A 25658-nucleotide genomic window follows, 5' to 3' on the forward strand; every position below is an offset into this window, starting at 1 on the left:
AGACAGGGAGGTTCAGGGGAGAGCGCATCTTGGGAAATCTTCGCGGTAGCGTGCTGATGGTGGCGGCGATGGCCGGTTTCGCGCTGGAGGACATGTTCATCAAATCCGCCGCGCGCAGCCTGCCCGTCGGCGAGATCCTGATCCTGTTCGGGCTGGCGGGGATGGCGGCCTTCATCGCACTGGCGCTGCGGCGGGGCGAGCGGGTTCTGCATCCCGCGATCCTCAGCCGCCCGATCCTTCTGCGCGCGATGTCCGAGGTTGCGGGGCGGCTGGGTTATACGCTGGCGCTGGCCTTCACGCCGTTGTCCAGCGCCTCGGCGATCTTGCAGGCGACGCCGCTGGTGGTGGTGGCGGGTGCCGCGCTGTTTTTCGGTGAAACCGTGGGTTGGCGGCGCTGGGCCGCCATCCTTGTGGGGTTTGCGGGCGTGCTGATCATCCTGCGGCCGGGGCTGGAGGGGTTTGAACTGGCCTCGCTTTGGGCGGTGCTGGGGATGTTGGGCTTTGCCGGCCGCGATCTGGCGACCCGCGCGGCGCCGCCGGTTTTGTCGAATGTTCAACTGGGCATCTATGGCTTTTTCATGCTGATCCCCACCGGGGCGGCGATGTTGGCGGTGACGGGGGGCTGGGTGGTGCCCGATGCCGCCACCACGCGCGATCTGGCATTGGCCACGCTGTTCGGGGTGGCAGCCTATTACGGACTGACGGCGGCGATGCGGATTGGTGAGGTGTCGGTCATCACCCCGTTCCGCTACACCCGTCTGGTCTTTGCGCTGGCGCTGGGCATGGCGGTTTTCGCCGAACGCCCCGATGCGGCCACGCTGGCCGGGTCGGCCATCATCATCGGCTCGGGGCTTTATACGCTGGTGCAGGGGCGGCGGCGTTAGCCCTCGCCAGGTCGCGGCATCTGGAAAACGCCTGTGATGCGGGCATAATCCTGATAGCCCATCCGCGCCAGCAGCCCCGAGGGCGGAAGGGCCACGCGGCCTTCGTGCAGGCAGTCGGGGCGGATATGCACCCCCGTCACCTCGCCCAGCACCAGAAAATTCGATGCGCCCTTCAGCGCCACCACCTGCGTCAGGCGGCATTCAAGGCTGGCGGGGGCGGTGGCCACGCGCGGGCAGTCGATCGTTTCGCAATCGGCGCGGGCCACGCCCGCAAGCGCAAATTCATCCACCTCCGCGGGGGCCGCCAAGGAACTGGCGTTCATCGCGTCGCGGGCGGCAAAGTCAACGATGTTCACGCAAAAGACGCGGGTTTCGCGGATATTGGCCAGACTGTCCTTGGTGTCGCCCCGGTCGGGCTTGGCCGAGGTCGAGGCAAACATCACCTGCGGCGGCGTGTAGGCAACCGCATTGAAAAAGGAATAGGGCGCCAGATTGTCGCCCAAGGCACCGCGCGTTGAAATCCAGCCGATCGGGCGCGGGGCCACGATGGCGTTGAACGGGTTGTGGGGCAGGCCGTGGCCCGCATCGGGTCGGTAGAACATGGGGCGCCTTTCGAGGATTTGCCCCAGACCTGCCCGCATGTTAGGGGCGCATTCAAGGGGATTCGGGGGCCGGGCATGTATCAGCTGGAGGAAGAGACCGAGGCCGACTGGTGGGAGGTGGAGGCGCTTTACGACCTTTGCTTTGCGCCGGGCCGCACCGCGCTGTCGTCCTACCGGCTGCGCGATGGCGTGGCGCCGGTGGCGGCGCTGTGTCTGGTGCTGCGCGACGGTGGCGGAACGCTGGTTGCGGTGATCCGCTACTGGCCGGTCAAGGTGGGTGGCCAGCCCGCGCTGCTGCTGGGGCCGGTCGCGGTGCACCCGACCCATCAGGGCGAGGGACTGGGCGGTCTGCTGATACATGAAAGCCTTGCCGAGGCGCGGCGGTTGGGCTGGACCCGCGTTCTGCTGGTGGGCGACGCACCCTATTATTCGCGCTTTGGCTTTGCCAAACTGCCCGGCGTGGTGATGCCGCCGCCGACGAACCCCGACCGGGTGCTGGGGCTGGACCTGATCCCCGGCGCATGGGCGGATGTGGCGGGCGAGGTCACCAAGGCCGACGACTAGTTATTTTTCGCCGCCATCCTTGTGCTGGTCTTGCGCAGGTGGGTCGTCGTAAACGGCCCAGCCATAGGCGCCCCCGGTTTCCGGCAGATCCTCGGGGCGCAGGTTCCCGACCATGAACGCCTTGGCGATAAAGCTGGCGGTGATCGGTGCGGTCAGAAACACGAACAGGGTGATCAGCAATTCGTGGAAGGAAAAGCTGCCCTCAACCAGCAGGAAATACAGCATGGATGCGATCAGCACCCCGCCCACCCCCAGCGCCGCCGCTTTGGTCGGGGCATGAAGCCGCTGCATGGAGCCGTGCAACTTCACCAGCCCGAACGAGCCGACCAGCCCGAACACTCCGCTGATGACAAGGAAGAAGCTGATCAGAATATCGGTGAACAAGGCCATGGGTGCGCTACTCGATGATGTCGCCGCGCAGGATGAACCTGCAATAGGCCACGGTGGAGACGAAGCCGACCATCGCAAGCAGCATCGAGACCTCGTAATAGATCGGGGTGCCCTTGAGGATGCCAAACAGGATCAGCAGCGCGATGACGTTGATCACCATTGTGTCCAGCGCAAGGATACGGTCGGCGACGTCAGGTCCGCGCGCGATGCGCCAGAGGTTGAACAACAGGCTGATCGCATAGCATCCGAACGCGAATGTCAGTGCAACCGATATCATTCGAATATCTCCTTCAGGCGCCTTTCATAACGGGTCTTGATGCTGTCGCGCAGCCCGTCGGGGTCGTCGGTGTGCAGGCAGTGCACAAGCATGCTGCCCGCGTCGGCCGACAGCGTCACGGCAACGGTTCCCGGCGTCATCGTGATCGTGCCGCCAAGCGCGGTGATCGCCTCGGGAGAGGTCAGGTCAAGCGGAACAGTCACCCATTGCGAGTGTATGTCTGCCCGCCTGCGGAACAGGATGATCGCGGCAACCTGAATATTGGCCACAATGATATCCCAGAATACGACCAGCACGAATTCGGCAACGGCAAGGGGTTTTCGCAGCGTCGGCCGGTTAGGCCAGTAGGGGGCGGTGATCATCGGAATGACGATCCCCAGCGCACTGCCCAGCAACAGATTGCCCAGCGTCACCGTGTTGACCAGGGCCAGCCAGACAAGCGTCAGCGTGACGCTCAGCATCGGGTGGGGGATGAGGCGCGCAAGCAAGGATCAGCCCTCCATTTCCGTTCCAAGAACCGAGGCGATATATCCGGGCCGGTCGTAGATCTGTGCCGATGTCGCCTCGACATAGCCCATGACGGGGCCGGCAAAAACCGTCAGCCCCGCCAGAATGGCCAGCATGATCACGGTTGGTGCAACCTCAGGCACCCCGATCGGCCCGTGGTCATTGCGCCCCGGCGTGGTCGCGGCTGCGTCGCCCGATGCCGCGTTCTTCCAGAACAGCAGGCTACCCGCGCGCGTCAAGCCGACAATCGTCAGAAGCGAGCCTGTCAGCACCGCGCCCCAGGCCCAGACGATCTGTCCAGGCATCCGAAGCGCGTCAAGCACTAGCAACTTGCCAGGAAAACCGCTGAGCGGCGGCATGCCTGCCATGCCGATGGCGGCGGCAAAGAACAGGGCGGCGAACAGGCCGTTGTTTGCCGTGGCAAGGCGCGGCGCCAGCGTTTGATCGGCCCGACGCGCCAGAACCAGATCGGCCAACAGGAACAGCGCCGCCGCCGCAAAGGTCGAATGCACAAGATAGTAAAGCGCGGCAGCCGTCGCCTGCGGGGTGAAGGCCGCCACGGCGATCATCAGCGTGCCCATCGAGCCGATCACCGAAAAGGCAACCAGCGGCAGCAATTGCCGCGCTCCGAGCACGCCTATCGCGCCTATCGCAATGGTGACGACGGCGGCCGGAAACAGCCAGCTGGACCCGATGTCCTGCGTGGCCCCAATGCCCGGCCCGAACGAGATGGTATGGACCCGGATGATCGCATAGGCGCCCACCTTGGTCATGATGGCAAACAGCGCCGCGATCGGCGCCGGGGCGTTGGCATAGGTAGCCGACAGCCAGAAATGCATCGGAAAGATCGCGGCCTTGATTGCAAAGACGATCATCAAAAGCATCGCCGCAACCCGGATCAGCGCGGTGTTCTCTTGCGGCATCTGTTGCAGGCGCAGGGCGATATCGGCCATGTTCAGGGTGCCGACGCTGGCATAAAGCACGCCAAGGGCAAACAGGAACAGGGTCGATCCGGCCAGGTTGATCACCACATATTGCAGGCCCGCCCGCATCCGGTCGCGCCCCCCGCCATGGATCATCAGCCCGTAAGAGGCGATCAGCAGCACCTCGAAGAACACGAAGAGGTTGAACACGTCGCCGGTCAGGAACGCGCCACAGATGCCCATCATCTGGAACTGAAACAGGGCGTGGAAATGGTGCCCGCGCCTGTCCCAGCCTGTAGCCACCGCATGGATCAGAACGACAAGACCCAGCGTGGATGTCAGCAGCACCATGAGGGCTGCCAGTCGGTCAAGCACCAGCACGATTCCGAAGGGCGCGGGCCAGTCGCCCAACCGGTAGACCTGGGTTTCGCCGCCCGCCGCGGTCATCGTAAGGCCGATGGCAACCGCGAAAAGCGCGGTGCTGCCCGCAAGCGAGGCGATCCGCGCCATCGTGATGTCGTGGCGCATGACAAAGCCGATGATCGGCGCCAGCAGCGCAGGCAGGATGACGGGAACGATGATCCAGTGGCTCATCATGCGCTGTTCCCCTCTTTGGCGGGGGCATCCGCGTTGCCGGGACGGTCAAGGTTGACCGTATCCGTCTCCGCTTCGAGAAAGGCGGCGAGGGCGATCATCACCAGAACCGCCGTCATCCCGAAGGAAATCACGATCGCGGTCAGCACCAGCGCTTGGGGCAGCGGGTCGGTATAAGCGGCCGCGCCGTATTTCGACAGGATCGGCGGCATGTTGATGGCAAGCCGCCCCGAGGCGAACAGAAACAGGTTCACCGCATAAGACAGCAGGGTAAGCCCAAGAATGACCGGAAACGCCCTGAGCCGAAGGATCAGATAGACACCGCCTGCGGTCAACACCCCTATGGAACTGGCGACAACGAATTCCATTTCAGGTGTCCTTTCGCGTGGCTTTGCCGCGTGCGGTGGGGTCGTAATCCATCGGCTCTGCATTTACCGGCTCGCGTGCCGATCGCGCGATCCGCGAGAGGCTGTAAAGCATCAGCATCACCGCGCCGAGCACCGCAAGAAAGACCCCAAGATCAAATATCATGGCTGTTGCCAGTTCGAACTCCTCGATAGGGGGCAGATGCACATACCCAAAGGCGCTGGTCAGGAACGGTTTGCCCGCAAGCCACGCGCCCGCGCCGGTCAGGCCCGCAATCACCACGCCCCATCCGATCATCGCATGGTATTCCACGCGCTGACGCAATTGCGCCCAGGCAAAGCCCGACGCCATGTATTGCATCAACAGCGCGATCGAGATCACCAGCCCGGCAACGAACCCGCCCCCCGGCTGGTTGTGGCCGCGCAGGAAGATGTAGATGCCCACCATCACCGCAATCGGCATCATCACCCGCGTGGCGACGACCATCATCAGCGGATGCCGGTCGCGCGAGCGGTTGTCTGACAAATCGGTGGTGCGCAGTCGCTGGGCCGCCGGGCCCTTCAGCAGCGCCTCCATCAGCGCAAAGATCACCAGCCCGGCAATGCCCAGCACGATGATTTCGCCATAGGTGTCATACCCCCTGAAATCGACAAGGATCACGTTCACAACGTTCGTTCCGCCGCCGCCTTCGTAGGAATTGGCAAGGTGATAGCCCGAAATGGTGCTGACGTCGCGCAGCATGAACGCATAGGCAAGGCTCGCCACGCTCAGCCCTGCGGCGATCGCGATGCCAGCGTCGCGCAACCGCAGCAGCGTGGAGCTTTCCTTTGGGCTGGTCTTGGGCAGGAAGTGCAGCGCAAGCAGCAAAAGCATGATCGTGACCGTTTCAACCGAGATCTGGGTCAGCGCAAGGTCGGGCGCCGACAGATAGGCGAACCCGACCGAAATCATCAGGCCGATGACCCCGATCACGACCAGCGCCAGAAAGCGGTGACGGTGCATCACGACGACAAACAGCGCCGCGGCGATCAGCAACACCCAGCCCACCACCACCGGCGGCGCCACCGGCAGCAGGGCGCGGCTGGGCAGGCCCATGCTGCCCCCGGCAAAGGCCACGAGCCCAAGCGCCACCGTGGCGGCAAACAGAATGGCAAGGTAGCGGCTGATCGCGCCATTGTGGCTGCGTTCTATCAGGTCACGCGACAGCGCGGCCATGCCATCCACCAGCGCGTCGAAGATCGCCTTGGCCTCGGGCCGGGGCAGGGCGTTCCAGATCCGGTCCAGACGGCTGTGCAGGGCAAGAAGCACAAGCCCGCCACCGACCGCGATGACCGACATCACAAGCGCAGGGTTCACCCCGTGCCAGATCTTGAGCGAATAATGGGGCAGCGGCTCGCCACCTATCACTGCCGCGCCCGCCACCGCGACAAGCGGTCCGACAATGACCACGGGCAAGATGCCGATCAGCACCACAAGGGTTGCCAGCAGCGCCGGTGCGGCCCACATGCCAAACGCCGGGTCATGCGGCGTTGAAGGATAATCGCTGCGCACCGGGCCAAGGAAAACATGGCCGATGAAGCGCAGCGAATAGGCGACCGACAGCAGCGCCCCGATCGTGGCCAGAACCGGCACGGCAAACTGGCTGCCCGCCCATTCGGTCTGCTGTGCGGCGTCGAGCATCATCTCTTTGGACAGGAAACCGTTGAACAGCGGAATTCCGGCCATCGACAGCGCCGTGATGGTGCCGATCACGAAAGTCACCGGCATCAGGCGCCGCAGCCCGCCAAGGCGTTTGATATCGCGGGTGTGCGCCTCGTGATCCACGATGCCCGCGATCATGAAAAGCGCGGCCTTGAAGGTCAGGTGGTTGATGATGTGAAACACCGCCACGACTGCGGCAAAGGGCGTGCCCAGCCCCAGCAGCATGGTCAGCAGCCCCAGATGGCTTACCGTCGAAAACGCAAGCAGCGCCTTCAGGTCATCCTTGAAAAGCGCGATCAGCGCGCCCAGCACCATGGTGACAAGGCCCGTGGTTGCCACGATGTAAAACCAGGCATCGGTGCCCGCCAGAACGGGCCACATTCGCGCCATCAGGAACACGCCCGCCTTTACCATCGTGGCGGAGTGCAGATAGGCAGAAACCGGCGTTGGCGCGGCCATCGCATGCGGCAGCCAGAAGTGGAACGGGAATTGCGCCGATTTGGTGAAAGCGCCCAGCAAAATCAGGATCAACGCGGGCAGATACCACTCTGACGCGCGGATCGCATCGCCCGCCATCAGGATTTCCGAGATCTGATAGCTGCCCGCGATATCCCCAAGGATCAGCATCCCCGCGATCATCGCAAGCCCGCCTGCCCCGGTCACGACCAGCGCCATGCGCGCGCCCTGGCGGCCTTCGGGCAGATGGCTCCAAAATCCGATCAGCAGAAACGACGACAGCGAGGTCAGTTCCCAGAAAATCAGCAAAAGCAGGATGTTGTCTGACAAGACAATGCCCAGCATCGCGCCCTGAAACAACAGCAGATAGGTGTAGAAAACGCCCATCGGGTCATCGCCCGAAAGGTAGAACCGCGCATAGAGCGTGATCAGCAGCCCCATGCCCAGAATCATGCCCGCAAACAGTAGCCCCAACCCGTCCAGAAAGAACGAGGCCGAAAGCCCCAGTTGCGGCAGCCATTCCAGACTGGCATGCACGGTTTCGCCGCGCATCACCGCGGGGGCCAGCAGCAACAGCAGCAGCAGCGCAAGCGCCGTCGGCAGTGAAGTGAAGGTGGCACAAACCGTGCGTCCGCCGCGGATCATCACGCCCGGCAGCAGCGCGCCGATGAACGGCAACAGCACGATGATTAGCAGAACGCTGTTTTCATCCGTCACGGCAAACCTTCTTTCGTGTCTTCCCCGATCGAATAAAGTGTTACTTTCCGTAATAACAACCGTTCCGGCGCCGGAAACTGTGGCAATTGTTCTGGGCAGGCCGCTGAAATTGCGCGTTTTGGGAGGAGCCTGCCAAAAAAGCCTGCAAACCTGGCGGGCGCTCGGGCCATCGGCGCAGGGCGGCGACAGGCCCTGGCCGGGCGCATGGGCGAGGGGGCGCCGCTTGGCACAGCGCGGCCAACCCCGGTCGGACAGTCAACCTTCAGACGGCCAGCAGCTTGCGAAACAGGGTTTCCAGATACGGTTCTGCCTCGGCGAACGGGTCGTGGCCTTCGCCCAGAACGGCGCGCACCTGCACATCGAAATCGGCGTAGTGCTGCGTCAGCGCCCAGATCGAAAAGACAAGGTGATGCGGATCGACCGGCGCGATCCGGCCTGCCTCGGCCCAGCCGCGGATGACGGCAGCCTTTTCATCGACCAGCGCCTTCAGATCGCCCGCCAGCGCGGGCTGCATCCGGGGCGCGCCTTGCAAGATCTCATTGGCGAACAGCCGGCTTTCGCGCGGCAGGTCGCGGCTCATCTCCAGTTTGCGCCGGACATAGCCGAGGATTTCCTCCATCGGGTCGCCCGCGGCATCCAGCGCGCGCAAGGGCGCCAGCCAGGTGTCCATCAGGCCGGTCAGCACCTCCAGATGGATCGCCTCTTTCGAGGCGAAGTAATACAGCAGGTTGGGCTTTGACAGCCCCGCCACCTCGGCGATCTGGTCCAGCGTCGCGCCGCGGAAGCCCTGGGCAGAAAACACCTCCAGAGCAGCCTCAAGGATCGCCCCGGTGTTGCGGCGCTGGATGCGGGTTTTCGGGCGTGGTGCGGGTTTGGTCACGGGCGATCTCTCCTCATTACCTGCCCTTTAGGACAGGGTTGCGCCCCGTGCAATGCACACAAGGCCCGGCGTCCTTGACTGGCGGGCACGCTCTGCTAGCGTTTGTCTGACCATCCGGTCAGACAATCAGCACAAAGCCCCGGCCGGGCGCACCGGATGCCGGACCGGCGGGCACAGGGAGACCCGTCATGGCGCTTGACCGCAAAGCGACGCCGAACGACCTTAACGCCTTCTGGATGCCATTCACCGCGAACCGGCAATTCAAAAAGGCCCCGCGCATGTTCGTGGCCGCGAAAGACATGCATTATACAACGGCCGACGGTCGTCAGGTGCTGGACGGCACCGCAGGGCTGTGGTGCTGCAACGCGGGCCATTGCCGCCCCAGGATTACCGAGGCGATCCAGCGTCAGGCGGCAGAGCTTGATTACGCCCCCGCCTTCCAGATGGGGCACCCGGCGGCGTTTGAACTGGCCAACCGGATTATCGACATCGCGCCGAAGGGGATGGAACATGTGTTCTACACCAATTCAGGGTCGGAATCGGTCGAAACCGCGCTGAAGATTGCCATTGCCTACCACCGCGCCCGCGGCGAGGGGGCGCGCACCCGGCTGATCGGGCGCGAACGCGGCTATCACGGCGTCAACTTTGGTGGCATTTCGGTGGGCGGGATCGTGACCAACCGCAAGGTCTTCGGCACCATGCTGGGCGGGGTCGATCATCTGCCGCACACGCATCTGCCGGGCCAGAACGCCTTTACGAAGGGCCAGCCCGAACACGGCGCGCATCTGGCCGACGAGCTGGAGCGGATCGTTGCCCTGCACGGCGCCGAAACCATCGCCGCCGTGATCGTGGAGCCGATGGCAGGCTCGACCGGTGTTCTGCTGCCGCCCAAGGGCTACCTGGAAAAGCTGCGCGCGATCACCAAAAAACACGGCATTCTGTTGATCTTTGATGAGGTCATCACCGGCTTCGGGCGTCTCGGCTCGGCCTTTGCCGCGCAGCATTACGGCGTGCTGCCCGACATGATGACCACCGCCAAGGGCCTGACCAACGGCGTGATCCCGATGGGCGCGGTCATCACCACCGCCGAGGTGCACGATGCCTTCATGGCCGGGCCGGAACACCTGATCGAACTGTTCCACGGCTACACCTATTCCGGCAACCCGATTGCCAGCGCCGCGGGCATCGCCACGCTGGAAACCTACAAGGAAGAGGGCCTTTTCGAACGCGCCGCCGAAATGGCCCCCTACTGGCAAGAGGCGCTGCACAGCCTGCGCGGCACCCGCCATGTCATCGACATCCGCAACGAGGGCCTGATCGGCGCGGTGGAACTGGAGCCGATCGCGGGCGAGCCGACCAAACGCGCTTTCAGCGCCTTCCTGAAAGCCTATGACAAGGGCATCCTGATCCGCACCACCGGCGACATCATCGCCATGTCGCCGCCGTTGATCATCGAAAAGCCGCATATCGACCAACTGATCGGCACGCTGAAAGAGGTGCTCGACGGGTTGGAGTGAGGCGGCAGGCAGGCATGATACTTGCCGTCCTTCGCAGACAGCGCTGTCGGGCGCGGGTCGCGGGGCGGGGCGGGCGATGTTCCGCCCCGCCCCGCGGCTTCAGAACTTATAGATGGTGCCCAGTCGAACTTGCGAGAAGGTGAAGTCAGAGGTCACACTGGCACTCGGGAAATCGGGGCTGCCAAGGTCGATATACAGAACCTCGCCCTTCAGCGCCCAGCGATCCGACAATTCGTGGCGGAACCCGAGGCCCGCCGTCCACCCGGTTTCGGTGCCATCAAAGCCGCAGGCGATGTAGCCGCAGGCGCCAGCATCGGCAAAGCCCGAAATGTCGCCCGCAGCAAGGCCCGCAGTCATGTAGGGCATCGTGTTTCCGGTCTTCCAGCCCAGAACAAGCCGGGCCGTCGCCAACCAGTCCACCGCGGCCTCGCAACCGCCCTCGCCGGTCAGGCATGGGACAGTCCCGCCCTCGATGTGAGCGGAGTCGATGCCACCTGCGGTCAAGTCCGCTTCGAACCCAATGGACAGCGCTCCGCGTCGGCTGATTTCGCGCCCGATGCCCACGGTCAGGCTCGGCCCGGAAAGATCGACATCGGTCGCCTGATCCTCAGGCGCATAGCGATACGAGGGGCCATCGAACGTGCCACCGATCATCCCATACCCATACCAGCCAAGGCTCTTTGCCGCGGCTGCGGGAATCGGGTCAGGTTCGACGACTGGCCCGGTCATACCGCCCGCGAACGCCGGCATTGTCATCAGCGCAAGCGATGCGGAAACAAAAAGTCGAACCATGATGCTCACTTTCGAATAAAGAGAACGAGACTGCGTTGCCTTCGGAATACACCGTTTTGTGAGTGGGCCGTCTGATCTTTCAGCAAATATGGACAGTTTTTTCCAAGGGTTGCATGCGGGACACAGAGGCAATTCGCAGGTTAATCCGGGCGATGCTGACCCAGGGACGCGCTCATCCATTCTGGGCGAGTGGAAAGGCACGCTCGACCGGTTTTACACCACACCGATCCCCCGCAGCACAATCCCCTTCACGCTGGCCTTTGCGGCCTGCCAATCGGCATCGGACAGCGGGCCACCGTTCAGCGTCTCGATCTGGTGGCTGAAATCGGCGTAGTGCTGGGTTGTGGCCCAGAGCATATAGAGCAGGTGGTACGGGTCCACCGGGGCCATCTTGCCTTCCGCGATCCAGCGGCGGATCACGCGGGCGCGGCCCTCGGTCCAGTCGCGCAGGGTGGTTTCCAGATAATCCTGAATCACCGGCGCGCCGTGCATCACCTCGGTCGCCCAGACCTTTGAGCCATGGGGATGGCGGCGCGAGATGTCCATCTTGGCGTCGATATAAGCGCCGATCCCCTCCGCCGGGCCGGGGGCGGCATCGAAGGTCTCGGCGGCCTCCAGCCAGATGTGGAAGATGGTTTTCACCACGGATCGGTAGAGCGATTCCTTGGTTGGGAAATAATAGTGCAGATTGGCCTTGGGCAGCCCCGCCAGATCGGCGATCACCTGCATGGTGGCGCCACCAAAGCCTGCCTCGGCAAAGACTTTTTCCGCTGCTGAAAGAATAAGCGCCTCATTCGCCTGACGGATCGCCTGGCGGCGCGGGGGGCGGTTCGGCTCGTCCATCCGGCGCTGTCCTCAGATAATCGTTGACCGCTTGGTCAGGTTATGGTGCGTTTCACTTGACCGCATGGTCAAGTTGGAATCGTCGCAAGGGGCGCCAAGACTCCGAACGACAGGGAGATCACAATGCCTGCACCTGGAGAAAACCTCAGGATCAATTCCGCGCGCCTGTGGGACAGCCTGATGGAGATGGCGCAAATCGGCCCCGGCATCGCCGGTGGCTGCAACCGCCAGACGCTGACCGACGCCGATGCCGAGGGCCGCGCGCTGTTTCAGCGCTGGTGCGATGCGGCCGGGCTGACAATGGGCGTCGATGCCATGGGCACGATGTTTGCCACGCGGGCGGGAACCGACCCCGAGGCCCTGCCGGTCTATGTGGGCAGCCATCTGGATACCCAGCCTACCGGCGGCAAGTATGACGGGGTGCTGGGTGTGCTGGGCGCGCTGGAATGCATCCGCACGATGAACGATCTGGGGATCCGCACGAAGCACCCGATCGTCGTGACGAACTGGACCAACGAGGAAGGCGCGCGGTTTGCGCCCGCGATGCTGGCCTCGGGCGTGTTCGCCGGTGTGCATACGCTTGACTATGCCTATGGCCGCACCGACCCCGAGGGCAAGACCTTCGGCGCGGAACTGGCGCGCATCGGCTGGGTCGGCGACGAGCCGGTGGGCGCGCGCAAGATGCACGCTTATTACGAGTTGCACATCGAACAGGGCCCGATCCTTGAGGCTGAGGGCAAGCAGATTGGTGTTGTCACCCATTGCCAGGGGCTGTGGTGGCTGGAATTCACGCTGACCGGGCGCGAGGCGCATACCGGATCGACCCCGATGCATCTGCGGGTGAATGCGGGGCTGGCGATGGCGCGCATCATGGAGATGGTGCAGGCGGTGGCGATGGCCGCCCTGCCCGATGCCGTGGGGGGCGTGGGTCAGGTGCGGTTTTCGCCGAACTCGCGCAACGTGCTGCCGGGAACGGTGGTGTTCACCGTGGACATCCGCAGCCCCGATCAGGCGAAGCTGGACGGCATGCGCGCCGAGATCGAGGCGAAGGCGGCGGCGCTCTGCGCCGACCTGGGTGTGGGGTATAGCGTCGAGGCGGTGGGCCATTTCGACCCGGTGACATTTGCCCCCGAACTGGTGGCCAATGTGCGCCGGGCCGCCGAGCGTCTGGGCTACAGTCACCGCGACATCATCTCGGGCGCCGGGCACGATGCCTGCTGGGCCGCGAAGGTGGCGCCCGCGACCATGGTGATGTGCCCTTGTGTGGGCGGCCTCAGCCATAACGAGGCCGAGGAGATCAGCCCCGACTGGGCCGCGGCGGGCACTGATGTGCTGCTGCATGCGGTGCTGGAAACCGCGCAGATCGTGGCATGAGGCAAGGCCGGGGGCGCTGCCCCCGGACCCCCGGGATATTTGAACCAAGATGAAAGCAGCACGGCTGCGCCAGGAGGGATCAGGGGCATGAGCACAGTCATCAAGAATGGAACCATCGTCACCGCCGATCTGACCTACAGGGCGGATGTGCTTGTGGAGGGGGGCAAGATCGCTGCCATCGGGCCGGGGCTGGCGGGCGATCAGGTGCTGGACGCCAGCGGCTGCTATGTGATGCCGGGGGGGATTGATCCGCATACCCATCTGGAGATGCCCTTCATGGGCACCTATTCGGCCGATGACTTCGAAAGCGGCACCCGTGCGGCGCTGGCGGGGGGCACGACGATGGTGGTGGATTTCGCCCTGCCCAGCCCCGGTCAGGGGCTGCTTGATGCGCTGCGCATGTGGGACAACAAGGCAGGGCGCGCCAATTGCGACTATTCGTTCCACATGGCTGTGACATGGTGGGGGGAACAGGTCTTTGACGAAATGCAGGCGGTGGTGGGGCGTGGCATCACCAGCTTCAAGCATTTCATGGCCTACAAGGGCGCGCTGATGGTGAACGACGACGAGTTGTTTGCCAGCTTCCGCCGCTGCGCGGAACTGGGTGCGCTGCCGATGGTGCATGCCGAAAACGGTGATGTGGTGGCTGAAATGTGCGCGCGGCTGCTGGCCGAGGGCAACACCGGCCCCGAGGCCCACGCCTATTCGCGCCCGCCGCAGGTGGAGGGCGAGGCCACCAACCGCGCGATCATGATCGCCGACATGGCGGGGGTGCCGCTCTATGTCGTTCACACCAGTTGCGAGGACAGCCACGAAGCGATCCGTCGCGCGCGGATGCAGGGCAAGCGCGTCTGGGGCGAGCCCCTGATCCAGCACCTGACGCTGGATGAAAGCGAATATTTCCACCCCGACTGGGACCATGCCGCGCGCCGCGTGATGAGCCCGCCGTTCCGGTCAAAGGCGCATCAGGACAGTCTGTGGGCGGGGCTGGCCTCGGGCTCGCTGTCGGTGGTGGCGACCGATCACTGTGCCTTCACCACCGAGCAGAAGCGGTTCGGCAAGGGCGATTTCACCAGAATCCCCAATGGCACCGGGGGGCTTGAAGACCGGATGCCGATGCTTTGGACCCATGGGGTGACCACCGGCCGGATCACGATGAACGAGTTTGTCGCCGTCACCTCGACCAATATCGCCAAGATACTGAACATGTATCCGAAAAAGGGTGCAGTGCTGGTGGGGGCGGATGCTGATCTGGTCGTCTGGGACGCGGAGGCGACAAAAACGATTTCGGCTGCAAGCCAGCAATCGGCGATCGACTACAACGTGTTCGAGGGCAAGCAGGTGAAGGGCCTGCCGCGCTATACGCTGAGCCGCGGCATGGTTGCGGTTGCCGACGGGAAGGTGCAAACCCGCGAAGGGCACGGCCAGTTCGTGGCGCGTGAACCGGGGGCGGCGGTCAACAAGGCGCTGTCCGCGTGGAAAGACCTGACCGCGCCGCGGCCCGTGCCGCGTGGCGGTATTCCGGCAAGCGGGGTATGATGAAAGACCTGTCAAGCATGGCGGCGCCGGTGATCGAGGCGCAGGGCGTGGGGCTGACGTTTGAGACCAACGACGGCCCCGTTCACGCGCTGAAGGATGTGAACCTGACGATCGGCCGCGGCGATTTTGTCAGCTTTATCGGCCCCTCGGGCTGCGGCAAGACCACCTTCCTGCGCGCCATCGCGGCGCTGGAGCATCCGACCGAGGGCCGCCTGACCGTCAACGGCATGACGCCCGACAAGGCCCGGCAGGCCCGCGCCTATGGTTATGTGTTTCAGGCGGCGGGGCTGTATCCGTGGCGGACAATTGCGGGAAATGTGAAACTTCCGCTGGAAATCATGGGCTTTTCGCGGGCCGAGCAGGAGGAACGTGTTCAAAAAGTGCTCTCTCTGGTTGATCTGGAGGGGTTCGGGAAGAAGTTTCCGTGGCAGTTGTCGGGCGGGATGCAGCAGCGCGCGAGTATCGCGCGGGCCCTGGCCTTTGACGCCGACATCCTGCTGATGGACGAACCCTTTGGCGCCCTGGACGAAATCGTCCGCGACCGGCTGAACGAGGAATTGCTGAAGCTGTGGGCGCGGACCGGCAAGACCATCGGCTTTGTCACCCATTCGATCCCCGAGGCGGTCTATCTCTCGACCAGGATCGTGGTGATGTCGCCAAGACCGGGCCGGATTACCGATGTGATCGAAAGCACGCTGCCGCGCGAACGGCCGCTGGACATTCGCGATACGCCCGAATTCATCGCCATTGCGCATCGCGTCCGCGAGGGACTGCGCGCGGGGCACAGCTATGACTAGGGCTGCGCGCCCGAGGGGGGCATGATGCGGTCGGTTCTGCCCATTCTTACCGTTCTGGCCGCAATTCTTGTGGTCTGGTATGGCGCGGCGGTCTGGCTGAATTCGGCATGGGCCTATGATCAGGCCGCCCGCGAGGGGCGAGAGTTGACGCTGGTGGACGTGGTCAACGGCACGATGGCGCAAGAGCGCCCGGTGCTGCCCGTGCCGCATCAGGTCGCCAAAGGGCTGTGGGACGGCGTGGCGGGGCAAAAGATCACCTCGAAACGCAGCCTTGTCTGGCATGGCTGGGTCACGCTGTCGGCCACGCTGCTGGGCTTTGCCATCGGCACCGGGCTGGGCATCGCACTGGCGGTGGGGATCGTGCACAACAAGGCGATGGACCTGTCGGTGATGCCTTGGGCGATCGCCAGCCAGACCATTCCCATTCTTGCCATTGCGCCGATGGTGATCGTGGTGCTGGCCAGCCTGGGGGTGACGGGGCTTTTGCCCAAGGCGGTCATCTCGGCCTATCTGTCGTTCTTTCCGGTGCTGGTGGGCATGGTCAAGGGCCTGCGCGCGCCCGACGGGATGCAGCTTGACCTGCTGAAAACCTATAATGCCAGCAGTGCCGCCACCTTCTGGAAGCTGCGGCTGCCGGCCTCGATGCCCTATCTGTTCGCCTCGCTGAAGGTGGGGATCGCGGCCAGTCTGGTGGGGGCGATCGTGGGCGAATTGCCGGCGGGCGCCACTGCGGGCCTTGGCGCGCGGCTGTTGTCGGGCAGCTATTATGGCCAGACGGTGCAGATATGGGCTGCGCTGTTTGCGGCGGCGACGCTGGCGGCGGTGCTGGTGATGGTTGTCGGCCTGATCGAGCGGGTGACGCTGAAACGTATGGGGATGGCGCGATGATCTGGGCCTTTGGCGCGGTTCTGTTCTGGTTGCTGGCAATGGCGCTGAACACCTGGCTGGCGGCGCGGCACGGGGCCAGTCGCGCGGTGCAACTGTTCATCCCGGCGCTGTTCGGCATCACACTTCTGGTGCTGTGGGAGGGGCTGGTGCGCGGCCTTGCCGTTTCGCCGGTGATCCTGCCCGCACCAAGCGTGATCGCGGCGCGCTTTGCAGGTGCGCTGCCGATCCTGTGGACCGATTTTGTCCAGACGATCCTGAAGGGGGCGCTGTCGGGCTATCTGATCGGCTGCGGCGCGGCGATTGTCACGGCCATTGTCATCGACCGCTCGCCGTTTCTGCAACGCGGGCTGTTGCCGGTGGGCAATTTCGTGGCCGCCCTGCCCATCGTCGGCATCGCGCCGATTCTGGTGATGTGGTTCGGCTTCGACTGGCACTCCAAGGCGGCGGTGGTGGTGGTGATGGTGTTCTTTCCGGTGCTGGTGAACATGGTCGCCGGGCTGAAGGCCACCGATGCGCTGCAACGCGACCAGATGGCGACATGGTCGGCCAGCTATGGGCAAGCGTTGGTCAAGCTGCGCCTGCCCGCCGCGATGCCGTTTCTGTTCAACGGGCTCAAGATCGCCACGACTCTGGCGCTGATCGGGGCGATTGTCGCGGAATTTTTCGGCAGCCCAACGCGCGGCATGGGGTTTCGCATCTCGACGGCGGTGGGGCAGCTTGATCTGCCGCTCGTCTGGGCCGAGATTGCTGTGGCAGCACTGGCCGGTTCGGCCTTTTACGGGGCTGTGGCACTTATCGAACGTGGGGTGACGTTCTGGCACCCCTCGCAACGAGGACGTTCATAACCGGGAAGCCCGGACCACACCAACGGAGGTATGACCATGAAGAGACTGATCTCGACGGCGCTTGCGGGGATTTTCGCGGCGGGCGGGGCCTATGCAGCCGATGACGTGAAGCTGCAACTGAAATGGGTCACGCAGGCCCAGTTTGCGGGTTATTACGTCGCGCTGGAAAAGGGCTTCTACGAAGCGGAAGACCTGAACGTCACCATCCTGCCCGGCGGCCCCGATATTGCGCCCCCGCAGGTGATGGCGGGTGGCGGCGCCGATGTGATGGTGGACTGGCTGCCCTCGGCACTGGCCGCGCGCGAAAAGGGCCTGCCCATCGTCAACATCGCCCAGCCCTTCAAATCTTCGGGCATGATGCTGACCTGCCTCAAGGAAACGGGTGTTTCCACACCCGCCGACTTAAAGGGCAAGACGCTGGGCGTGTGGTTCGGCGGCAACGAATACCCGTTCCTGAGCTGGATGAACACGCTGGGGCTCAAGACCGACGGCACCGATGTGACGGTGCTGAAACAGGGTTTCAACGTCGATCCGCTGCTGCAAAAGCAGGCCGCCTGCATTTCCACCATGACCTATAACGAATACTGGCAGGTGATTGACGCTGGCATCAAGCCTGAGGAGCTGGTGACCTTCAAATACGAAGATCAGGGCGTCGCCACGCTGGAAGACGGGCTTTATGTGCTGGAGGCCAACCTTGCCGACCCGGCCTTTGAGGACAAGATGGTCCGCTTTGTGCGCGCCAGCATGAAGGGCTGGAAATACGCCGAGGCGAACCCCGACGAGGCTGCGATGATCGTGCTCGACAATGACGAGACCGGCGCGCAGACCGAAACCCATCAAAAGCGGATGATGGGCGAGGTGGCCAAGCTGACCGCAGGCTCGAACGGCACGCTTGACCCGGTCGATTTCGACCGCACGGTCAAGACGCTGATGGGCGGCGGGTCGGACCCGGTGATCTCGGCCGAGCCGGTGGGCGCCTGGACGCATCAGATCACCGACAAGGCGCTGAACTAAGCCCCAAGGTCGGATTTGTGAAAGCTGACGGCGCGCGCCTTGCTTGGCGCGCGCCGTTTCCGTTGCGTCATCGCGCACACAGATGTGGCGCGGCGGTTTGCGATCTGGCAGGCTGACCCTGACCTGTTACGGGTCAAGACAGGAGGTTTCCGTGATCGCATCTTCCAATACCCGCCGCATCTTTCTGCCGGGGCTTGCTGCGCTGGCCCTTCTGATGCTGGGCGCTTGCGCCCCCGCCGCGCCCGAACCGGGGGCCTGCGCGCCGGGCATGACCTGCGAACCGGGCGTGGTCGATCTGGGCCGCTGTTCTGACGTTGCAGCGGGAACCTGCTAGGCGGGGCTGCTGTCGGCTGCGTCGGCCCGCCCCTGTCGGGTGGGCCTTCACCGGCCGCACAACAGGTTAAATGCGCCCAAAACTATTGTTGTGCCTTGGCTTTCCTGTAAATTCCGGGTGGGAGGGCCGCCCCGATGGTGCGCAGCGCGCTGACAGGAACACGGATACGCGAACGGCGCACCGCATTGGGGCTGCGGCAGGCAGAACTTGCGCGCGCGGTGGGCGTGTCGGCGGCCTATCTCAACCTGATCGAACACAACCGCCGCCGCGTGGGCGAGGCGCTGCTGGAGCGGCTCGCTGTGGCGCTGTCGGTCGAGCCGGTGGCGCTGTCAGAGGGGGCGGAAAGCACGCTGTTTGACAGCCTGCGCGAGGCTGCCGTGGGGGCCGCGCCCGGCGACCCGGTGCCGGAAACCGACCGGATCGAGGAATTCGTCGGCCGGTTTCCCGGCTGGGCGGCCGCGCTGGCCGCCCGCCAGACCCGGATCGCCGCGCTGGAGCGCACGCTTGAGGCCTATTCCGAACGCATGGCGCAAGACCCGTTTCTGGCCACGACCCTGCACGAGGTTCTGTCGGCCATCACCTCGCTGCGCTCCACCGCGGCAATTCTGGCGGAAACCGAAGAGATGGAGCCGGAATGGCGCGCCCGGTTTCACCGCACCATCCACGAGGAAAGCCTGCGCCTGTCGGCCACCGCCGAGGCGCTGGTGGGCTATCTCGATTCGCTTGACGGGGCCGAAACCGGCCTGTCCTCGCCGCAAGAGGAGGTGGAGGCCTGGCTGGCCGGGCAGGGCTGGCATCTGACTGCCCTCGAAGGAGCTACCGCGCCCGGTGCCGAGGCACTGATTGCGGGGGTGGCCGAACTGGCCTCGGGGCCGGCGCGGCAATTGGCGGCGGCGCATGTGGCGCGGGTGCGGGCCGAGGCGCGCGCGCTCCCGCTCGCGCCGCTGCGCCGCGCGCTGGCCGAAGACGGCCCCGATCCCGCGCGGCTGGCGGTGCGCTTTGGCCTGCCGCTGGCTACCCTGTTCCGCAGGCTGGCGCTGATGCCGCCCGATCCGAGCCTGCCGCCGGTGGGGTTGGTCGTCTGCGACGGGGCCGGGGGGTTCACCTTCCGCAAGCCGATGCCGGGCTTTGCGCTGCCACGCTATGGCGCGGCCTGCCCGCTGTGGCCGCTGTATGAGGCGTTGGCGCGACCGATGCAGCCGATCCGGGCGGTGGTGGAGCTGGCCGGGCGGCTGCCGCAGCGGTTTTTGACCTATGCGATCTGCATCCCGACCCAGCCGGGGGGGTTTGACGGGCCGCAGGTGCTTGAATCGATGATGCTGATCCTGCCAGCCCCCGCCGTCTGCGGCGATGTCGAACGACCGGTGGGCGTGACCTGCCGTGTCTGCCCGCGGCGCGACTGTCTGGCCCGGCGCGAGCCGACGATTCTGACCGACGGGCTGTGACGGGCCGGGCAGGCACGCAGGGGTTTTGACAATCGGCCCCGCGCTCGCAATAGTCGGACCGAGGGGATCGGGCGAGGAGGCACGGTCGGATGGGGAAAAAGCAGGTGCTTCTGGTCGAGGATGAGCCGAACATCGCCGAGGCGATCCGGTTCATTTTGTCGCGCGATGGCTGGCAGGTCCGGCATCTGCCCGAAGGCGCCGCCGTTCTGGCCGCGCTGGCCGAAGACCGGCCCCATGTTCTGGTGCTGGACCTGATGCTGCCCGGTCGGTCGGGGCTGGAAATTCTGGCTGACCTGCGCGCCCGGCCCGAGTTTGCGGCGCTGCCTGTTCTGATGCTGACAGCGCGCGGGCAGGGGCGCGACCGTGATGCCGCTGAACGCGCCGGTGCCTCGGCGTTTCTGGCCAAACCCTTTGCCAATGCCGATCTGCTGGCCTGTCTGCGGTCGCTGGCCGGGGCCGGGGCCTGATGTCGCTTACGCCGCCCCCGCTGTTTCTGGCCCGGCGGTCCTATCGGCGCAGGCGGCTGATGGATGCCGCCCGGCTGTTGCCGCTGCTGGGGCTGGTGCTGTTTCTGCTGCCGGTGCTGTGGCGCCCCGCCGCCACGGCTGAGCCTGACACCGCGCGCGGCGGGCTGTATCTGTTCATTGTCTGGGCCGGGCTGATCCTGGCAGCCTATGGTCTGTCGCGTGGCCTTGGCCCGGCGCTCGCCGAGGAGGACAAGCCTGAGGGCGCCCCGGACGCGGAGGGCTAGGCGGTGCCATTCGACATTCTTGTGGCCGTCTGTCTGGTCTATGTGATCGGGCTGTTCATCGTGGCCTTCGCCGCCGAGCGGCGGGCGCGGCGGGGCCGGGCGGGTTGGCTGCGTTCGCCTTTGGTCTACACGCTGTCGCTGAGCATCTATTGCACCGCCTGGACGTTTTACGGCGCGGTGGGCTATGCGGCGCGCTCGGGGCTGGAATTCGTCACGATCTACCTGGGGCCGACGCTGGTCTTTGTCGGCTGGTGGTGGGTGCTGCGCAAACTGGTGCGGATCGGGCGGGCGCAGCGCGTGACCTCGATCGCCGATCTGATCAGTTCGCGCTACGGCAAATCGAACCTGCTGGGGGTGATCGTCACGCTGATGTCGGTGCTGGGGGTCACGCCCTATATCGCACTGCAATTGCAGTCGGTGACGCTCAGCTTTGGCGTTTTCGCCTCGGACACGCCCGAGGGCTGGGCGCTGCCCGATCAGGGCGCCACCGCGCTGTGGGTGGCGGGGGGGCTGGCGCTGTTCACCATCCTGTTCGGCACTCGCAATCTGGATGCCAACGAACGCCACCACGGCGTGGTCATGGCGATTGCCGTCGAGGCGGTGGTCAAACTGATCGCGCTGCTGGCGGTGGGGGTTTTCGTGGTCTGGGGGCTGGCCGGGGGCGTGGCCGACGTGATCGCCCGGATCGACGCCTCGCGCATCGCCGACTGGCCGCTGGAGCCGGGGCGCTGGGCCGGCCTGACCTTTGCCTCGGCGGCGGCGATATTGACGCTGCCGCGCATGTTTCAGGTGATGGTGGTGGAAAACGCCGATGAACGGCACCTTGCCACCGCAAGCTGGGCATTCCCGCTTTACCTGATGCTGATGAGCCTGTTCGTCGTGCCCATTGCGGTGGTGGGTCTTGAGGTGATGCCCGCAGGCGCCAACCCCGACCTGTTCGTGCTGACGCTGCCCTTGGCCGCGGGCGAGGGCAATCTGGCGCTGCTGGCCTTTCTGGGCGGGTTTTCCAGCGCCACCTCGATGGTGATCGTGGCCTCGATCGCGCTGGCCACGATGGTGTCGAACCATATTGTCACGCCCCTGTGGCTGGCGCTGCGGCGAGGCAATGCGCGCGAGCCGGGCGATGTGCGCAGCCTTGTGCTGATGGCGCGGCGGGTGTCGATCGGGGCGGTTCTGGCGCTGGGCTACAGCTATTACCACGTCTCGGGCGGGTCGTCGGCGCTGGCGGCAATCGGGCTGATTTCCTTTGTCGGCGTGGCGCAGGTGCTGCCCGCCTTGCTGGGCGGCATGTTCTGGCGCGGGGCGACCCATGTGGGTGCGGCTGCGGGGCTGATCACGGGCTTTGCGATCTGGCTTTACGCGCTGTTTCTGCCCTCGTTCGGGACCGAGGGGCTGATCTCGGCGGGCGTGATGGAACATGGCCTCTTCGGTATCGGCTGGCTGCGGCCGCAGGCGCTGTTCGGGATCGCGGGGCTTGATCCGCTGTTGCATGCGCTGTTCTGGTCGATGCTGCTGAACACCGCAGCCTTCCTGTTCTGTTCGCTCGTCACCTTTCCCGGCCCGATGGAGCGGTTGCAGGGCGTGGCCTTTGTCAATGTCTATGACCAGACCGCAGGCGCCGAGCGCTGGAGCCGCGGCGGCGTCGGGGCCGAGGCCGAAGACCTGCTGAGCATGTCGCAGCGCATTCTGGGCGCCGAGGCCGCGCAGGGCTTCTTTCAGGCGCAGGCGGCGGCACAGGGCAAAAAGGGGTTTCTGCCCGATACCACGCCCGAATTCGTCTCTCGGCTGGAACGGCAACTGGCGGGCACGGTGGGCGCGGCCACGGCCCATGCGATGATCGCGCAACTGTCGCCGGGCACCACCGTTTCGGTGCAGGATCTGATCGCCGTGGCGGGCGAGACGCGCGAGATCAAGGAATATTCCGCCCGGCTGGAAGCCCAGTCCGAAGAACTGGCCCGCACCGCCCGCGCACTGCGCACCGCGAATGAAAAGCTGACCGAGCTGTCGGTGCAGAAAGACGGTTTCCTGAGCCAGATCAGCCATGAATTGCGCACGCCGATGACCTCGATCCGGGCATTCTCCGAGATTTTGATGGAGCCGGACCTGCCCGACGACATGCGCGCCCGCTATGCCGAGATCATCCATGAGGAATCGCGGCGCCTGACACGGCTGCTGGATGACCTGCTGGATCTGTCGGTGCTGGAAAACCGCCGCGCGCAGTTGACCATCGGCGTGGCCAATCTGCACGATCTGATCAACCGGGCGGTGCTGGCGGCCTCATCGACCCGGCCCGAGAGAATGTTCCGCATCGAGCGCGATTTTCCCGCCGAACACATGCCGATCTTTACCGATACCGACCGGCTGGTGCAGGTCTTCATCAATGTTATCGCGAATGCGCGCAAATATTGCGATGCCGAACGCGCGGTGCTGCGCATCGAGGTGCGGCGGCGCGGCACGGGGGTTGAGGTCGATTTCATCGACAACGGCTCGGGCATTCCGCTGCGGGCGCAATCGCTGATTTTTGAAAAGTTCTCCCGCCTGACTGATACCAGTCGCGCCGGGGGCGCCGGGCTGGGGCTGGCGATCTGCCGCGAGATCATGGTCAATCTGGGCGGCACCATCGACTATGTGCCGGGGCAGGGGGGCGCGGCCTTCCGGGTGGCGCTGCCCTTGCGGCGCAAGCCGGGGGCCGAGGGGGGCGGCGTCAACCAATTGTAAATTCTGATCTGTCAGTGCTGGGACATGACCCCAAGGCGGAGCTTTTGGCGCGAGGATGACAGAGCAGCAGGCGCAATCCGTTTTGCGACGCAAGGCAGAGGTCGGCCGACCCGAGCCTGAGGCGCCACCGATGACGGCGGCGCGCGCGCTGGGGCAGGCGCTGGCGCGCACCGCCCAAGATCAGATGGCCCTGCCGCTGGAGGTGGCGGCGGGGGCCGAGCAGCGGATGACGCTGGCCGATCTGCCCGAGGCGCTGGAAGAGCGCGCGCTGCTGGCGCTGATCGAGGGGCCGGGCGAGGGCTTGGGGCTGGTGGCGCTGGGCCAGCCGATGCTGGCCGCGCTGATCGAGATGCAGACGATGGGGCGGCTGGGCCCTGCGCCGCCGCCCCCGCGCCGCCCCACCCGCACCGATGCCACGCTGGCCGCAGGCTTCATCGACCAGGTGTTGCGGGCGCTGGAAGAAGCGCTGGCCGCCTTGCCCGATATTCGCTGGGCGGGCGGTTTTCGCTACGCCTCGTTCCTTGACGACCCGCGCCCGCTGGGGCTGTTGCTGGAGGATACCAGCTACCGCGTATTCAACCTGACGCTTGATCTGGGTCTTGGCGGGTCGCGGCGGGGTGGTTTTCTGCTGGCGCTGCCCGCTGCGGGGCGTGGCCCCGGCCCGCGCCCGGTGCTGCCTGCCCGGCCCGCGGCCGAGGTGTTGGCCCCGGTCGATGCCGGGGACGACTGGGCCGATCTGATCGAGGCGGCGGTGCTGTCGGCGCCTGTGGTGCTGGAGGCGGTTCTGTATCGGGTAACGGTGCCGCTCTCGGCGGTGCTGGCGCTGCAACCGGGGATGGACCTGCCGCTGCCGCTGGCGGCGGTTGACCGGCTGCAACTGGAGGGGTTGGGCGGCCGCGCGCTGGGGCAGGGTCGGCTGGGGCAAAGCCGCGGCTTTCGCGCCGTCCGGCTGACCGCCGCCGGGGCGGCATCGGACGATGTGCCCGATGATGGGCCCACCGCCAGATCAGCCGGCACCGGCGCCACGCCGCCGGTGCCGCGGTCTGCTGCCGGGCCGCGGCCGGTTCCGCCCTCTTCCGTTCCGCCTTCTCTCGGCGCTGCCGCGGCGTCGTCGCCCGCGGCAAGGCCCGCCGCCGCCGTGGCCGCTCCTCTGCCTGGCGCCGAAGGGGCCGACCCCGCCCCCTCGCTGCCCGCGCGAAAGGTCAGTGCCGGGGCGTGACGGGCGCGCGCAGCGCTTTGGCCATCGGCGCCGATTGACCTGCATCAAGGCCCATGCTCGCGCGTCGGGCCTAGATGGACCAAGGCAGGAGGAGACAGCCATGAAATCGGATGCCGAACGCAAGGCGCAATTGTTGGCCCGTCTGGGCCAGTTGCAGGCCCGGATTGAAACGATCGAGGATGAACTGGTTTCGCATTCCGACCGCGACTGGGAAGAGATGGCGATCGAGCGCGAAGATGACGAGGTTCTCGAAGATCTTGGCCAGTCGGCGCAGGCCGAGATCCGGATGATTCAGGCTGCGCTGGCCCGGATCGAGGCGGGCAGCTATGGCGACTGCGCCTATTGCGGCGAACGGATTTCCGAACAACGGCTGGATATTCTGCCCGCCACGCCCTTCTGCAAGGATCATGCCCGCGCCGCCGACCGGCGCTGATCAGCCCAGGATGATGCCGACGACGACCATCATCAGACCGATCACCGACACGAACAGCGCGGCAAGGTTCATTGCCACCACCCGCGCCAGCCGGGCGCGGGCCTCGGCGTCGGGCAGGTTGGCCCGGCGCAACCGCAGCACCGCCAGAATGCACCAGCCGATTGCAAGAACCCCCGCCGCCGACACCGCCGCGCCGGCCCAGATCAGCATCTCCATCGCATCCTCCCGCGCATTTCCTTGCCGTCGCACTAGCGCGGGCGCCCGCGCGCATCAAGCCCCGCCGGTTCG

The 25658-nt window shown here is 65.4% G+C and carries 27 protein-coding genes; 16 read left to right on the forward strand and 11 right to left on the reverse strand.

Going from position 1 to position 25658, the window contains the following annotated elements:
* Positions 1-29 precede the first annotated feature (29 nt).
* Complete coding sequence (locus C5F46_RS01435; RefSeq protein WP_107323584.1) at positions 30-884, forward strand: DMT family transporter; 855 nt, start codon at positions 30-32, stop codon at positions 882-884.
* On the opposite strand, the gene C5F46_RS01440 is transcribed toward C5F46_RS01435, so the two are convergent.
* Positions 881-1486: a flavin reductase family protein gene (locus C5F46_RS01440; RefSeq protein WP_181317723.1), complete on the reverse strand. Its 606-nt coding sequence runs from the start codon at positions 1484-1486 to the stop codon at positions 881-883. The two genes, C5F46_RS01435 and C5F46_RS01440, sit on opposite strands and share 4 nt — an antisense overlap.
* A gap of 75 nt (positions 1487-1561) precedes the next feature.
* Here C5F46_RS01440 and C5F46_RS01445 point away from each other — a divergent pair, with 75 nt between their 5' ends.
* The gene (locus C5F46_RS01445) at positions 1562-2050 is read left to right on the forward strand and encodes a GNAT family N-acetyltransferase (RefSeq protein ID WP_107323585.1); all 489 of its coding nucleotides are present in this window, start codon (positions 1562-1564) and stop codon (positions 2048-2050) included.
* Here C5F46_RS01445 and C5F46_RS01450 read toward each other — a convergent pair whose 3' ends face one another.
* The 7 genes from C5F46_RS01450 to C5F46_RS01480 form a co-directional block, all read right to left on the reverse strand.
* A complete protein-coding gene (locus C5F46_RS01450; RefSeq protein ID WP_107323586.1) occupies positions 2051-2440 on the reverse strand; it encodes a Na+/H+ antiporter subunit G in 390 nt (129 codons plus the stop codon).
* 7 nt (positions 2441-2447) lie between these two features.
* The gene (locus tag C5F46_RS01455) at positions 2448-2717 is read right to left on the reverse strand and encodes a K+/H+ antiporter subunit F (protein ID WP_107323587.1); all 270 of its coding nucleotides are present in this window, start codon (positions 2715-2717) and stop codon (positions 2448-2450) included.
* Positions 2714-3205: a Na+/H+ antiporter subunit E gene (locus C5F46_RS01460; protein WP_107323588.1), complete on the reverse strand. Its 492-nt coding sequence runs from the start codon at positions 3203-3205 to the stop codon at positions 2714-2716. Before C5F46_RS01460 ends, C5F46_RS01455 begins: the two co-directional genes overlap by 4 nt.
* 3 nt (positions 3206-3208) lie before the next feature.
* Positions 3209-4741 (reverse strand): monovalent cation/H+ antiporter subunit D, encoded by a 1533-nt coding sequence (locus tag C5F46_RS01465; RefSeq protein WP_107323589.1) that lies wholly within the window; start codon positions 4739-4741, stop codon positions 3209-3211.
* The gene (locus C5F46_RS01470) at positions 4741-5109 is read right to left on the reverse strand and encodes a Na+/H+ antiporter subunit C (RefSeq protein WP_107323590.1); all 369 of its coding nucleotides are present in this window, start codon (positions 5107-5109) and stop codon (positions 4741-4743) included. Before C5F46_RS01470 ends, C5F46_RS01465 begins: the two co-directional genes overlap by 1 nt.
* A gap of 1 nt (position 5110) precedes the next feature.
* A complete protein-coding gene (locus C5F46_RS01475) occupies positions 5111-7981 on the reverse strand; it encodes a monovalent cation/H+ antiporter subunit A (protein ID WP_107323591.1) in 2871 nt (956 codons plus the stop codon).
* Between the two features lie 262 nt (positions 7982-8243).
* Entirely contained in the window at positions 8244-8861 is a 618-nt protein-coding gene (locus C5F46_RS01480; RefSeq protein ID WP_107323592.1) for a TetR family transcriptional regulator C-terminal domain-containing protein, read from the reverse strand.
* Positions 8862-9049: 188 nt separating this feature from the next.
* On the opposite strand from C5F46_RS01480, the gene aptA reads away from it, so the two are divergent.
* Complete coding sequence (gene aptA / locus C5F46_RS01485) at positions 9050-10378, forward strand: omega-aminotransferase AptA (protein ID WP_107323593.1); 1329 nt, start codon at positions 9050-9052, stop codon at positions 10376-10378.
* 99 nt (positions 10379-10477) lie between these two features.
* Here the strand turns inward: aptA and C5F46_RS01490 are convergent, their stop codons facing one another.
* Both C5F46_RS01490 and C5F46_RS01495 read right to left on the reverse strand, forming a co-directional pair.
* Positions 10478-11170, reverse strand: coding sequence for an outer membrane protein (locus tag C5F46_RS01490; RefSeq protein WP_168796791.1), 693 nt, complete (start codon positions 11168-11170; stop codon positions 10478-10480).
* A 213-nt stretch (positions 11171-11383) separates the two neighbouring features.
* On the reverse strand, positions 11384-12013 hold the full coding sequence (locus tag C5F46_RS01495; protein ID WP_107323595.1) for a TetR/AcrR family transcriptional regulator: 630 nt from the start codon (positions 12011-12013) through the stop codon (positions 11384-11386).
* A gap of 123 nt (positions 12014-12136) precedes the next feature.
* On the opposite strand from C5F46_RS01495, the gene C5F46_RS01500 reads away from it, so the two are divergent.
* The 13 genes from C5F46_RS01500 to C5F46_RS01560 all read left to right on the forward strand — a co-directional run bounded on the left by C5F46_RS01500 (position 12137) and on the right by C5F46_RS01560 (position 25370).
* Positions 12137-13387 (forward strand): Zn-dependent hydrolase, encoded by a 1251-nt coding sequence (locus C5F46_RS01500; protein ID WP_107323596.1) that lies wholly within the window; start codon positions 12137-12139, stop codon positions 13385-13387.
* A gap of 87 nt (positions 13388-13474) precedes the next feature.
* Entirely contained in the window at positions 13475-14926 is a 1452-nt protein-coding gene (hydA, locus tag C5F46_RS01505) for a dihydropyrimidinase (RefSeq protein ID WP_107323597.1), read from the forward strand.
* Positions 14926-15723 carry an ABC transporter ATP-binding protein gene (locus C5F46_RS01510; RefSeq protein ID WP_407947331.1) on the forward strand — a complete coding sequence of 266 codons (798 nt, stop codon included), beginning with the start codon at positions 14926-14928 and terminating at the stop codon, positions 15721-15723. The genes hydA and C5F46_RS01510 overlap by 1 nt, the downstream gene beginning before the upstream one ends.
* A 24-nt stretch (positions 15724-15747) precedes the next feature.
* Entirely contained in the window at positions 15748-16611 is an 864-nt protein-coding gene (locus C5F46_RS01515; RefSeq protein ID WP_107323628.1) for an ABC transporter permease, read from the forward strand.
* Entirely contained in the window at positions 16608-17456 is an 849-nt protein-coding gene (locus C5F46_RS01520; RefSeq protein WP_107323599.1) for an ABC transporter permease, read from the forward strand. Before C5F46_RS01515 ends, C5F46_RS01520 begins: the two co-directional genes overlap by 4 nt.
* Before the next feature lie 36 nt (positions 17457-17492).
* On the forward strand, positions 17493-18470 hold the full coding sequence (locus C5F46_RS01525) for an ABC transporter substrate-binding protein (protein ID WP_107323629.1): 978 nt from the start codon (positions 17493-17495) through the stop codon (positions 18468-18470).
* A 151-nt stretch (positions 18471-18621) separates the two neighbouring features.
* On the forward strand, positions 18622-18804 hold the full coding sequence (locus C5F46_RS01530) for a hypothetical protein (protein WP_133618325.1): 183 nt from the start codon (positions 18622-18624) through the stop codon (positions 18802-18804).
* Positions 18805-18938: 134 nt separating this feature from the next.
* Positions 18939-20249 carry a helix-turn-helix transcriptional regulator gene (locus C5F46_RS01535; protein WP_107323601.1) on the forward strand — a complete coding sequence of 437 codons (1311 nt, stop codon included), beginning with the start codon at positions 18939-18941 and terminating at the stop codon, positions 20247-20249.
* Between the two features lie 89 nt (positions 20250-20338).
* On the forward strand, positions 20339-20716 hold the full coding sequence (locus C5F46_RS01540) for a response regulator transcription factor (protein ID WP_107323602.1): 378 nt from the start codon (positions 20339-20341) through the stop codon (positions 20714-20716).
* Positions 20716-21000: a hypothetical protein gene (locus tag C5F46_RS01545; protein ID WP_107323603.1), complete on the forward strand. Its 285-nt coding sequence runs from the start codon at positions 20716-20718 to the stop codon at positions 20998-21000. Before C5F46_RS01540 ends, C5F46_RS01545 begins: the two co-directional genes overlap by 1 nt.
* 3 nt (positions 21001-21003) lie before the next feature.
* Positions 21004-23718: an ATP-binding protein gene (locus tag C5F46_RS01550; RefSeq protein ID WP_107323604.1), complete on the forward strand. Its 2715-nt coding sequence runs from the start codon at positions 21004-21006 to the stop codon at positions 23716-23718.
* 55 nt (positions 23719-23773) lie between these two features.
* Entirely contained in the window at positions 23774-24937 is a 1164-nt protein-coding gene (locus C5F46_RS01555; protein WP_107323605.1) for a FliM/FliN family flagellar motor switch protein, read from the forward strand.
* A gap of 100 nt (positions 24938-25037) precedes the next feature.
* Positions 25038-25370: a TraR/DksA family transcriptional regulator gene (locus tag C5F46_RS01560; protein ID WP_107323606.1), complete on the forward strand. Its 333-nt coding sequence runs from the start codon at positions 25038-25040 to the stop codon at positions 25368-25370.
* On the opposite strand, the gene C5F46_RS01565 is transcribed toward C5F46_RS01560, so the two are convergent.
* Entirely contained in the window at positions 25371-25586 is a 216-nt protein-coding gene (locus tag C5F46_RS01565; RefSeq protein ID WP_107323607.1) for a hypothetical protein, read from the reverse strand.
* Positions 25587-25658 lie beyond the last annotated feature (72 nt).

The sequence above is a fragment of the Phaeovulum veldkampii DSM 11550 genome (genome assembly GCF_003034995.1).
GTDB classification, from domain to species: Bacteria; Pseudomonadota; Alphaproteobacteria; order Rhodobacterales; family Rhodobacteraceae; genus Phaeovulum; species Phaeovulum veldkampii.